This is a genomic window from Campylobacter concisus UNSWCS (assembly GCF_000466685.1).
In the GTDB taxonomy this organism is placed as follows: Bacteria; Campylobacterota; Campylobacteria; order Campylobacterales; family Campylobacteraceae; genus Campylobacter_A; species Campylobacter_A concisus_A.
Genome location: NZ_ANNG01000005.1, coordinates 1 through 12619, shown reverse-complemented (window position 1 = coordinate 12619; position 12619 = coordinate 1). Strand labels below are relative to the sequence as shown.

Below are 12619 nucleotides of genomic sequence, written 5' to 3'. Positions count from 1 at the left end.
AAAAACCATGAAAAAGACAGCTTTTGTAACCGGTGCAACATCTGGATTTGGCGAGGCGATCGCCAGAAGACTCTCAAAAGAGGGCTACAAGATAGTCGCTCTTGCAAGGCGCGAAGATAGGCTAAAAAAGCTTGCAAGCGAGCTTGGCGATACGCATATCATCGTAGCTGACATACGCGATAAAGAGGCTGTTTTTAAGGCGGTAGAGAGCCTGCCTGATAAATTTAAGGACATCGAAGTGCTTGTAAACAACGCTGGTATGGCGCTTGGCCTTGAAAAGACGATAGATGCGAAGGTAGAGGACTTTGAAGCGATGATAGACACCAACGTCAAGGGTCTCATTTACTCGACAAAGGCGGTTTTGCCGCTACTTTATAAGCAAGAAAAGGGCTATATCTTTAACCTAGGCTCGACAGCTGGCTCGTGGCCATATCCTGGCAGCAACGTTTATGGCGCTACAAAGGCCTTTGTAAAGCAGTTTAGCTTAAATTTAAGAAACGATCTAGTTGGCACTAATATCAGGGTGACAAACATCGAGCCAGGGCTTTGTAAGACTGAATTTAGCGAGGTTAGATTTAGAGGAGATAAAGCGAAGGCGGATAGTCTTTATGAAAATACAAATTTCATCACGTCTGAGGATATCGCGACTATTTTGGTTAATTGTCTAAATATGCCCGGAAGTGTCAATATAAACAGGGTCGAAGTCATGGCAAATACGCAGACTTGGGCTGGGCTTGCGATAGAAAAATTTTAAGGAGTTTATGTGAGACAAATTTTATTATTACTATTTTTTAGTGTCGCGCTTTTTGGTGTTGATCCAGAAGTCGCCAAAAGAAACGCACAAATTTACGGCGTTTTCACGCTTATACCACCAGTTGTGGCAATAGCGCTTGCTTTTATCACAAAAGATGTCATCTTGTCGCTATTTATCGGTGTTTTTAGCGGAACTTTTCTTATAAATATCGTTAATGAAAATGTCTTTATGGGCATCATCAAAGGCTTTACAGGCATCGTTTCAAGAGTGGTTGAGTCGATGGCTGATAGCACTGATGCTGGCATCTTGCTTCAAGTGCTTTGTATAGGCGGCGTGGTCGCACTTATTACAAAGATGGGCGGCACAAAGGCGGTTGCTCTTTGGCTTAGCAAAAAGGCAAAAACTGGCGTCTCAGCTCAAATTTCAACTTGGCTTATGGGTATCTTTGTATTTTTCGATGACTATGCAAACGCCCTAATTGTTGGTCCTATCATGAGACCAATAAGCGATAAATTTAAAATAAGCCGCGAAAAGCTTGCTTTCATCATCGATGCCACTGCAGCACCGATTGCAGGTATTGCTATCATCTCTACATGGGTCGGACTTGAGGTTTCGCTCATCGAAAAGGGCTACGAGCTTATCGGTGAGACTGGCATAAACGCTTATTCTATATTTATCGAGACCATTCCATATAGATTTTACAACCTATTCATTTTATTTTTCATCGTCTGCACAGCCTTGATGCAGCGCGAGTATGGTCCTATGCTAGCAGCTGAGAGGCGCGCTAGAAAGGGTGAGCTTCACTCTGGCAAAACACAAATTCAAGACCTTGAAGATAAGACTCTTGAGCCAAAAGAGGGCGTAAAACTAAGCGCTTCAAATGCTATCGTGCCGCTTCTTGTGCTAGTTATCGGCGCATTTACTAGCTTTTATTTTAGCGGTCTTGCTGCACTTGAGGGCGATACTCTTAAAAATGCACTTGCAAATCCACTTTCGTTTTCAACATTTAAAGATACTTTTGGTGCAGCAGACTCTGCTACATCGCTATTTCAAGCAGCATTGCTAGCTAGTATCGTGGCTATCGTCATGGGCGTTTGGCGCAAAATTTTTGACGTCAAAGAGGCCATTAGCACATGGGTAAAAGGCTGGAAAACTATGATCATCACAGTTGTTATCTTACTTCTTGCATGGAGCCTTAGCGCGGTTATCAAAGAGCTTGGCACTTCAAGATATTTGGTCGATCTATTAAGTGACTCAACGCCTAAATTTATCCTGCCTGTGGCTGTTTTCATCCTTGGCTCATTTATCAGCTTCTCAACTGGCACAAGCTACGGCACGATGGGCATTTTGATGCCTCTTGCTATCCCGCTAGCTTATGCAGTTGGCAAAAACTACGGCCTAGATGGTGATGCGATGCATGCTTATATGATCGTAAATATCTCAAGCGTTCTAACGGGCGCTATCTTTGGTGATCACTGCTCGCCGATCTCAGATACTACGATACTTTCATCAATGGGTGCAGGATGTAGCCACATCGATCACGTCTCGACACAGATGGTCTACGCACTTAGCGTTTGCGTGGTTTGTGTGCTTGTTGGCTACTTGCCAGTGGCACTTGGTCTTAGCGTTTGGATCGCACTTCCTTGCGGATTTTTAGCGATCTGGGCTTTGGTTAGATTTGTAGGCAAAAAAGTCGAAGAGAAAGCGGCATAAATTTGGACTGCAAATACCTAAAAGAGTGCGGATCATGCACTCTTTTTACCCCTTATAGTGAGCAAATTTCATTTAAAACTGATCTTATTAAGCAAAATTTCTCCCCATTTTATGAGGGCAAATTTGATGTTTTTAGCTCAAGCCCAAAGCACTACCGCACGAGGGCTGAGTTTGGCATCTGGCACGAAGGCAGCAAGCTTAGCTACACGATGCACGCAAGCGAGAAGGGCAAAAGGGTCTTTATAGATGAGTGTCCAAAGGTTTGCGAGCAAATTTCACATCTCATGCCAAGGCTGCTTGAAAGCTTGCAAGATGATGAAATTTTACGCTCAAAGCTCTTTGGAGTGGAGTTTATCGCCTGTAAAAGCGGCACCTTAGTCACGCTTCTTTATCATAAAAAGCTTGATGGCGAGTTTGAAGCGGCGATGAAAATTCTAGCTAGCAAGCTTGATGTGATGATCTTAGCTAGATCTCGCGGTCAAAAGCTGCTAAGTGGTGAGCTAAATTTAGTTGATGAGCTAAATGTCGGAGGGCAAAATTATAAATTTAGCCTAAGTGAGAATGCCTTTATCCAGCCAAATAAAGCGGTAAATGAGAAGATGATAGCTTGGGCAAAAGAGTGCGTGCAAGGTGGCGCTGACCTGCTGGAGCTTTACTGCGGACATGGGAATTTTACTATCCCACTCTCGTTTAAATTTAAAAACGTCCTTGCAACTGAAATTTCAAAAAGCTCGATCGCAAATGCCCTTAAAAACTGTGAGCTAAATGGGGCAGAAAATATCAAATTTTTGCGTATGGACGCTGATGAGCTGATGGGCGCATTTGCTGGTGTTAGGGAGTTTAATAGGCTAAAAGATATAAATTTGAGCGACTTTAACTTCTCGCACGTCCTTGTCGATCCGCCACGCGCTGGGCTAAGTGAAAGTGTCATAAATTTCATTAGAAATTTCAAAAACATCATCTACATCTCATGCAATCCAGAGACGCTAAAAGAAAATTTAAATGAGCTTACTAAAAGCCATAAAGTGATAAAATTTGCGCTCTTTGATCAGTTTGCCAACACTCATCACATCGAGTGTGGCGTGCTACTAGAGGCAAAAGATAAATTTTAAAAGGAAAGTTGAAAATGGTTTCATTAAATAAAATCATCCAAGCAAAGATAACGATCGGTCACTTTGTAAATAAAACTCCATTTGCGCTAAGTGCAAAACTTAGCAAAATTTTAGGCGCAAATGTTTATCTAAAAGAAGAAAATTTACAGCGAACCGGAGCTTACAAGATAAGAGGCGCTTACAATAAAATAGCTAGCCTAAGCGACGAGGAGCGAAAACGTGGCGTCGTGGCTGCAAGCGCTGGCAATCACGCTCAAGGCGTGGCGATAAGTGCAAAAGAATTTGGCGTGCATGCTTGCATCGTAATGCCAGAATCAACCCCGCTTCTAAAGGTAGCTGGCACAAAGGACCTTGGCGCTGAAGTGATCTTAAAAGGTGATAACTTTGATGAGGCGTATGAATTTGCAGTAAATTACGCCAAAGAAAAAGATATGACCTTTGTTCATCCATTTAACGATGAGTACGTCATGGCAGGGCAGGGCACTGTTGGACTTGAGATGTTTGATGAGATAAGCGACCTTGATATGGTTGTAGTGCCAGTTGGCGGCGGTGGCTTAGCTAGCGGCGTGGCAAGCTGTATAAAACAAGTAAATCCAAAAACTAAGGTCGTTTGTGTCGGTGCAAAGGGTGCTCCAGCTATGTTTAATAGCTACGGCGCTAAAAAGAGCATAAACTCAAAGTCAGTTCGCACTATAGCCGATGGCATCGCTGTGCGTGATGCGAGTGAGATAACGCTTAAAAATATCGTTGAGTGCGTGGATGAGTTTGTGCAGGTTGATGATGAGGAGATCGCAACTGCGATTTTGTTCTTGCTAGAGACGCAAAAGATCGTGGTTGAGGGAGCTGGCGCAGCTGGCGTGGCAGCACTTATGCATGATAAGATCAAATTTAAAAAAGGTGCAAAGATAGGCGTGGTGCTAAGTGGTGGAAATATCGACGTGCAGGTGCTTTCTATCATCATCGAAAAGGGTCTCATCAAGTCTCACCGCAAGATGACCTTGCAAATCACGCTTGTGGATAAGCCAGGAGCGCTCATGAGCCTAACTGATAGCCTAAAATCAGCAAATGCAAACATCGTTAAGATCGACTACGACCGCTTTTCAACAAAGCTTGACTACGGCGACGCTAGCATCACTATCACGCTTGAGACAAAGGGTCTTGAACACCAAGAAAAGATCAAAGATACGCTTAATAAAAATGGCTTTTCTTTCACTCAACTCTTCTAAATTCATAAGCTCGCTACCTTTTAAAGTAGCGAGCATTAACTTTCATTAAATTTACAGGACTAAAATTTCGCAAATTTATTCAAGGATGAGATATGAAAAAGAGTTTATTGAGCCTTGCATTGTTTTGCACATTAGCTTTTTGTGCCGATGATGAGGTGGTTGGCAAACAAAATGATCAAGTATGGATAGGAGCTATGGGCGGATGCAAGCTTTATGTATTTTCACTAAAGACGACTGACGCGCCAGTAGATAAGCTAATAGCCAAAGATGAGGCGCAAAAAGAGCTTGTGGCAAATACTAAAAATTTACCAAACAAACACAACGTAATGTTTGCAAAGTGCGAGGACTATACGGCACTCATAGATAGCGGCTATGAAGATAGCTTGAAAAATTTAAAGTATGATCTGCAAACTTTTGGCAATATAAAGCCAGAGGACCTAACCTACGTCATCATCACGCACGCTCATCCTGATCACATAGGTGGGCTCATAGATGGAGGCAAAAAGACATTTAAAAACGCCAAGCTTCTTATAGATGAAAAGGAGTGGGACTACTGGATGAAGGGCAAAGATGAGAGGATAAAAGAAATTTTATCGCTTTATAAGGATGATAAGAGCTTTTTTGATCATAAAAAGCCGCTATTTGACGGGGCGCTAAAGATCATGGCTATCCCAGCTTACGGCCACACTCCAGGGCACAACATGATAAGCTTTGAGACAGATAACGACAAGATCATCTTTATAGCTGACCTTCTTCACGTCCTAGCAGTGCAAGAGGTCGAGCCAAGCATATCTATCACTTATGATGTAGATCCAGTGCAAGCTGCCAAAACAAGAGAAAAGGTGCTTGATGGCTTGGAGGACGAGACTACAAAGATAGTGGGAGCTCATATGCCTTATAAGAGCCCCATCACCTTGCCAGAGTGATAAATTTCTTTTGCTTTACAAATTTAGGATAAAATGCGGGCTTTAAAGGAGAAAATATGAGCGAATACGCAAATTTGATATTAGCTATCTTGCTAGCTATTTTGGCATTTGCATTTTATAGGTCAAACAAGGCGCTAAAAAAGGCAAAAGATGATAGCGAAAATGTCTCAGTCAGCACTGAAATTTCGCAGCTTAAAAGCATCGGCGAACTATCTGTTTTTCAAGTATATAGCAAAGAGATCGTCACAAAGACAGATCATGCGTTTGGAAATTTCGGCAAAGAGTATCTAAGGTGGCTAGTGAGTGAAAAGAAGCTTTCGATGATATTTGAGTTTGAGATAAATTTCATCTACGATCTAACTAGCCCAAAGCTCGAGATCATGCAGATCGCAAACTCTAGTTACAAGATAAAAATGCCCCCATGTAAGTATAAATTTTCAATCGCCGATATGAAATTTTACGACGAAAAAAATGGCAAATTTATACCATTTTTGCTGCCTGACTCGCTAAATGGCTTTTTTGGAAGCACATTTACAGAAGAGGACAAAAATAGGCTGATAGAAGAGGCTAGAAACGAGGTAAAAAAGATGAGCGTTAGACTTATCTCGCAGCTTCAAAGCAAGATCCACAAATCAGCCCGCGACACGCTTGAAGCGATAGCTAAGAGCTTTGGTGCAAATAAGGTCGAGTTTGTCTTTGACGATAGCGACGAGCAGATAAATGAGCAACTAAATTTAGAAAATATCGCATAAAAATTAAACTTAAAGGAGAAAAAATGAGTGTAAATTCACAAGAGGTCACACAAACACCTGGTAACAACACAGTCTTTCAAACATGGGTCTTAAAAGGCGACAAAAAGGCATGTAAAGAGGGCTTTGCTAAGCTTTGCGCTTTGGTTGTAAATTTAAATAAAACTGCCAAAGTTAGATTTGGCGCAAATGAAAATGTAAATTGCGTCCTTGGCGTGGGTCATGATGCTTGGAAGAAGCTTGAAATTTCAAAAGAATTGCCAAAAGAGCTTGTAAATTTTAAAGCGATTAAAGGCGATAAACATGAAGCCGTTAGCACAAAGGGCGATATCCACATCCACATCCGCGCTCTAAACGCGGCTGACTGTTTTGACATGGCGCAAAATATCAAAGAAGTTTTATTTAAATTTGCAGAGCTTACAGATGAGACTCAAGGCTTTAAGTATCACGACGGCAGAGCGATCATCGGCTTTGTCGATGGCACTGAAAATCCTGATGGTGAAGATAGAGACCACTTTGCAAAAGTTGGCAAAGAGGATGCTAAATTTAAAGGCGGTAGCTACGTTTTTGTGCAAAAATACTTCCACAAGATGAAAGAGTGGAACGCCACAAGTGTGAGCGAGCAGGAAAAAGTTATAGGCCGCTCAAAAGAGTATGACATCGAGATGGACGAGAGTGTAAAACCTACAAATTCACACTCAGCTGCTGCAAATGTAGGCGATGATAAAAAGGTCGTGCGTGGCAATATGCCATTTACTGAAGGTAGTAAAACAGGCACTTACTTCATCGCTTATGCTAGCACCTTTTCAACGGTTGAACTTATGCTTAAAAAGATGTTTATCGGCGAGCCAAAAGGCAACTCAGATAGGCTGCTTGACTTTAGTACGCCAGTAACTGGGGCTTTATATTTTGCTCCTACGCTTGATATGCTTGGTGACTACGAGGGATAAATTTAGCTTGGGGCGAAGCAAATTTTGCCCCTTTAAATTTATAAGGATAAAGATGCCAGAGTGGTTTATCTACGCAGCTCTTTCAGCTATATTTGCTGCGCTTACCGCGATCTTTGCAAAGCTAGGTGTAAAGGACATCGACAGCGATTTTGCGACATTTATAAGAACGATCGTCGTCATTTTGATGCTTGTTTTGCTTTTAAGTGTGGCTAAAAAATGGCAACCGCTAAGCTCGCTAAGTCCCAAAAACTGGCTCTTTCTCATACTAAGTGGCATGGCAACTGGGCTTTCGTGGCTTATGTATTTTAAAGCTATGCAAGCAGGCAAGGTCTATCAGGTAGCGCTGGTTGATAAATTTAGCGTTGTGCTAGCTATCATTTTGGCTGTCATATTTCTTGGTGAGAGGCTAAATTTAAAAGAAATTTTAGCCGTTTGCCTTATCGTATCTGGCGTGTTTCTACTCATTTTTAAATAAATTTTTCTGCGTTATTCTTAAAGTATATTTTTAATTTTAATTTGTAATTAATCAAAAAGCCTCTAGAATTTGACAATTTCATTTTGAAGTGAGAAATATGAAAAAAATTATTCTATCAGCCATTGTGGCTTGTGCTGCATTTGGTGCGGGTATGAACTACACAGATGTCGTAAAGGACGTATATGCTGACGCAAACTCAGCTAAGAGCATAGGCAGGCTGCTACCAACCAACGCAATTGAAATTTTGCAAACAAGCGGCGACAGAGCGCAGATCAAAGTAAAAGGCTATCAAAACCCAGCCGTTAGCAACGTAGTTTATTTTGCTGATGGCGCGAGGATCATCTCAGTAGCATTTGCAAAAACTGCACCTTTTGATATCAAAGTGATAAAAGAGGGCAAAAACGGCAAATGGAACGAGGTAGAAACCACAGTTTTTGTTCAAAAAGATGGCTTTAGCACCGATGTAAATGCGATGTTTGCAAAAGCTGATAAGATGTATAAAGAGAGCTGTGGCGTTTGCCATGCGTTGCCTCAAACTACGCACTTTAACGCAAATCAATGGCCGTCACTTCTAAAATCAATGATCGGCAGAACCGCAATAGAGAAAAAAGACGAGTGGCTAGTTATCGAGTACCTACAAAAACACTCATCTGATGTAAATTTAGGCAAATAAGGAGAAAAAATGAACGAGAACAGACGAGATTTTCTAAAAAAAGGTGCAACAGCGCTTGCAGCTACACCTTTGCTTTCAGGCGTAACAGCTTCAAATTTGTTTGCTGATGAGGTTAAAAAGGGCGTTGTAAAAAATGGCGAAACTCTTACAGCTGCTCACTGGGGCATGTTAAAAGTGACAACTAAAAACGGTATCGCTGTAAAGTCAGAGCCTATCCAAAAGACAAGTGAAATTTACAACCCACTTCAGCACTACACGCCAGATATGATCTATAAAAGTCGTATCAAGCACACAATGGTAAGAAAAAGCTACTTGCAAAACCCAGATAGCCCAAAACCAGAGCTTCGTGGCATCGATGAGTGGGTCGAGGTGCCTTACGAAGAGGCGATCAAGCTAGTTGCTAAAGAGCTTAAAAAAACAAGAGCACAAAAAGGCTTACAAAGCGTTTTTGCAGGCAGTTACGGCTGGAAATCAAGCGGCAATGTGCATAACTCAAGAATTTTACTTCATAGATTTATGAATCTTAGTGGCGGCTTTGTTGGTTCGCTAGGCGACTACTCAACAGGCGCTAGCCAGATCATCATGCCTCACGTTGTTGGTAGTATCGAGGTCTATGAGCAGCAAACTAGCTGGCCAGTAGTGCTTGAAAACTCAAAAGTCGTAGTCATCTGGGGCGCAAACCCACTTGCGACACTTCGCATAGCTTGGACAGCGACTGATGAGCAGGGCTTTAAATACTTTGAAGAGCTAAAAAACAAAAAAGATATCAAAGTGATCGTGATCGATCCTATCAGGTCTGAAACAGCGCAATACTTTGACAAAGCTCAGTGGATCGCTCCAGTGCCAAACACCGACACAGCGATGATGCTAGGTATGATGCACTACCTATATGAAAGTGGCAAATACGATAAAGAATTTATCGAAAACTACACTTATGGCTTTGATAAATTCCTCCCATATCTACTAGGCAAGACAGACAACACTCCTAAAAATTTAGAGTGGGCGAGCAAAATTTGTGGCATCGACAAAGATACTTTAAAAGAGCTAGCTGATACATTTGTAAGCAACCGCACGATGCTAATGAGTGGCTGGGGCATGCAGCGTGTTCACCACGGCGAGCAACCACACTGGGCGATGGTGACACTTGCAGCGATGATCGGTCAGATAGGCCTACCAGGTGGAGGCTTTGGCTTAAGCTACCACTACTCAAACGGCGGCGCACCAACATGCAAAGGCGCAGTCATCGGCGGTGTAAATAGCGCAAGTGTGGGTAAATTTAACGATAAAGGTGAATTTATCGGCACTGATACGGGCGAATTTGACAAACGCGGTCGCTTCGTCGCAAAGGCAGCCGCAGTAGCGGGCACAGGTCAAAGCTGGCTACAAAAAGCAACCAACTACGCTTTCCCAGTAGCTCGTATCGCTGATGCGTTGCTTCACCCTGGCAAAGTGATAGATCATGACGGCAAAAAGATCACCTACCCAGACATCGACTTTATCTACTGGGTCGGCGGCAACCCACTTGTTCACCACCAAGATACTAATACAAATTTAAAAGCGTGGAGAAAGCCAAGAACCGTTGTTGTTCACGAAGCCTACTGGACACCGACAGCAAAGATGGCTGATATCGTCTTTCCAGTCACTACAGAGTATGAGAGAAACGACATCACAATGACAGGTGATTATTCAAACATGAATATCGTGCCAATGAAGCAAGTCGTTGAAAAATACCGCGAGGCAAAAGATGACTATCAAATTTTCACCGATCTTTGCAAGGCTTATGCTAAAAATTTAGTGATCGCCTACACAGATAACGGCAAAGACGAATTTAACTGGATCAAAGAGTACTATGACGCAGCCTACGCTCAAGTAAAGGCCGTCCCTGAGCTTGTAAGCGACATGAAGCCATTTGAAGAGTTTTGGAATGAAAACAAACCAGTCACATTTGCCTCATCTCAAGATAGTGATAACTGGGTAAGACTTGGCGAATTTAGAGAAGATCCTGTGCTAAACGCTCTTGGAACGCCTAGCGGTCTTATCGAAATTTACTCAGATACGATCGAGAAAATGGGCTATGATGACTGCAAAGCGCACCCAACTTGGTTTGAGCCGATCGAGTGGCTAGGCATGAAAGATAAACCTGCAAAATACCACATGATAAGCTCTCACCCAACTGACCGCTTGCACTCACAGCTAAGCCAAACTTCACTTCGCGACAAGTATGCTATCGCTAACCGCGAGCCAGTGTGGATAAACGAAAATGACGCAAAAGAGCTTGGCGTAAAAACAGGCGATTTGGTGTGTGTATTTAACGCTCGTGGCGAGGTTTTAGCTGGTGCTTATGTGACTAAAAACATCAAAGAGGGCGTTGTAAAATTAGCTGAGGGTGCTTGGTATGACGGTTTTGACAGCGGTATCTGCAAAAACGGCTCTGCAAACGTGCTAACCATAGATATCCCAACAAGTAAGCTAGCAAACGGCAACATCAGCCACACAGCTCTTGTAAATATCAGAAAATATCAAGGCGATGAAGCACCAAAACTTACAGCATTTTCTGAACCAAAATTTTCTAAATAATTTCAAAGCAGGGGAGTGATCTCCTGCTTAAATTTATCTTTGCTTATAAAATATCTTTAACTACTTTTTCAAATTTATCTATTCATTTTCGTAAATTTTAGAGAAAATTTAAATATTTTTTATTAATTAATATTATTTATTTGTAATTTAAATTTTCTTAAATCACCTAAAATAGGGTATTTGCTAAGTAAAGTAAATTTATTGTTGCTTAAATGTAATTTATATTTTCAAGTTATATTTAATTATTAAAGTAATAAAATCCGCCTTGTTTTTGGGAGAAACAGCCTATATATCGTATTTTGTAATGCAAAGGAATGAAAAATGAATAATTTAAGTATAAAAATAAAGATCCTACTTATTGTAATTTTAAGTCTTATTTGTTTAAGTGCAACAAGTATTTATATTTTAAATGGTGTTTTTAAGACTAGAAGCCAAGCTGTATCAAGTCTTAATACAGCTGAAGACATCATAAAACAAAGTGAATTTATCCATGAACTTCAAAAAGAGCGCGGTTATAGCGCAGGCTTTATAGCTAATGGCAAAGATGCTGATAAAAATTTAAAAGAGCAAAGAGCTAAAGTTGATGGCGTTTTGTCTAAACTTTCTAATAAAGATGAACTCTCAAACGAGCTTAATAGCATAAGAGCAAAAGTAGATAACAAAGAAAGTTTTGCTCTCATAGCTCCTAAATTTCACGACATGATCGAAAATACACTTATATTTGAAAATTCCCTCGCAAGCAGCTCTGAGCCTGATATGAAAGATAACTTGGCTAGAATTTTTAGCATTTCAAAGATCAAAGAGTATTTTGGTATCACAAGGGCGGTGCTAAATGCTGCCTTTATAAAACATAACATCGATAAAAACACATACGTAAATTTGGTTTCATTTAACGCAAATATCAAAAATCTCTTAAATGACTACGTGAAATTTAATGCAGGCACATACGCAGATAGCTTGCAAAAAGAGATCTTGCAAAGTGATGAGTTTAAAAAGATAGATGATATCATCAAAAGTGCTATCGCTACTCCAGATGAGACAGCTAGCAAGTTCGAGGCGGCTAGTTGGTTTCAAAGCATCACAAATTTGATCGATAACTTTAGAAGCTATGAGCTTTATTTATTAAATGATATGAAAGATAAAGCTTTACAAGATATGAGTGAAGCTGGCAACTTGGCTGTTTCTATGGTTATCTTACTTGCCTGTTTTATACTCTTGCTTGTTTTGGTTTCATTTTTTGTTGGTAAAAATATCATCTCAGGTATCGATAGCGTAAAGGGCGGGCTAAGCGAGTTTTTCTTATATCTAAACAACAAGACAAATTCTGCCAAACTTCTAAGCTTAAAAGGCAAAGATGAAATTTGCATCATGTCGTCGCTTATAAACGAAAACATCAAAAAGATACAAGACACTGCTAATCAAGATGCTACTGCTGTTAATCAATCAGTATCAACAGCTAAAGAG

Annotated in this window: 11 protein-coding genes; all 11 read left to right on the top strand. The window is 41.0% G+C overall.

Annotated features, from left to right (window positions below; genetic code table 11):
* Positions 1-7: 7 nt before the first annotated feature.
* Entirely contained in the window at positions 8-754 is a 747-nt protein-coding gene (locus UNSWCS_RS00885) for an SDR family NAD(P)-dependent oxidoreductase (protein WP_021086957.1), read from the top strand.
* A gap of 9 nt (positions 755-763) precedes the next feature.
* A complete protein-coding gene (locus tag UNSWCS_RS00880) occupies positions 764-2467 on the top strand; it encodes a Na+/H+ antiporter NhaC family protein (protein ID WP_021086925.1) in 1704 nt (567 codons plus the stop codon).
* A gap of 2 nt (positions 2468-2469) precedes the next feature.
* Positions 2470-3579, top strand: a complete 1110-nt coding sequence (gene trmA / locus UNSWCS_RS00875; protein ID WP_021086977.1) for a tRNA (uridine(54)-C5)-methyltransferase TrmA — start codon at positions 2470-2472, stop codon at positions 3577-3579.
* Between the two features lie 14 nt (positions 3580-3593).
* Positions 3594-4805, top strand: coding sequence for a threonine ammonia-lyase (gene ilvA / locus UNSWCS_RS00870; protein ID WP_021086918.1), 1212 nt, complete (start codon positions 3594-3596; stop codon positions 4803-4805).
* Positions 4806-4897: 92 nt separating this feature from the next.
* Positions 4898-5731, top strand: a complete 834-nt coding sequence (locus tag UNSWCS_RS00865) for an MBL fold metallo-hydrolase (protein WP_021086963.1) — start codon at positions 4898-4900, stop codon at positions 5729-5731.
* A gap of 56 nt (positions 5732-5787) precedes the next feature.
* A complete protein-coding gene (locus UNSWCS_RS00860; RefSeq protein ID WP_002942821.1) occupies positions 5788-6483 on the top strand; it encodes a DUF4230 domain-containing protein in 696 nt (231 codons plus the stop codon).
* 23 nt (positions 6484-6506) lie between these two features.
* Positions 6507-7430, top strand: coding sequence for a Dyp-type peroxidase (locus tag UNSWCS_RS00855; protein WP_021086982.1), 924 nt, complete (start codon positions 6507-6509; stop codon positions 7428-7430).
* Between the two features lie 46 nt (positions 7431-7476).
* Positions 7477-7905 carry an EamA family transporter gene (locus UNSWCS_RS00850; RefSeq protein WP_414531018.1) on the top strand — a complete coding sequence of 143 codons (429 nt, stop codon included), beginning with the start codon at positions 7477-7479 and terminating at the stop codon, positions 7903-7905.
* Positions 7906-8002: 97 nt separating this feature from the next.
* Entirely contained in the window at positions 8003-8578 is a 576-nt protein-coding gene (locus UNSWCS_RS00845; RefSeq protein WP_021086973.1) for a cytochrome C heme-binding protein, read from the top strand.
* 9 nt (positions 8579-8587) lie between these two features.
* A complete protein-coding gene (locus tag UNSWCS_RS00840; RefSeq protein WP_021086952.1) occupies positions 8588-11155 on the top strand; it encodes a molybdopterin-dependent oxidoreductase in 2568 nt (855 codons plus the stop codon).
* Between the two features lie 321 nt (positions 11156-11476).
* Positions 11477-12619 (top strand): nitrate- and nitrite sensing domain-containing protein (locus tag UNSWCS_RS00835; protein ID WP_200862611.1); only part of this gene is annotated, 1143 nt, incomplete at its 3' end.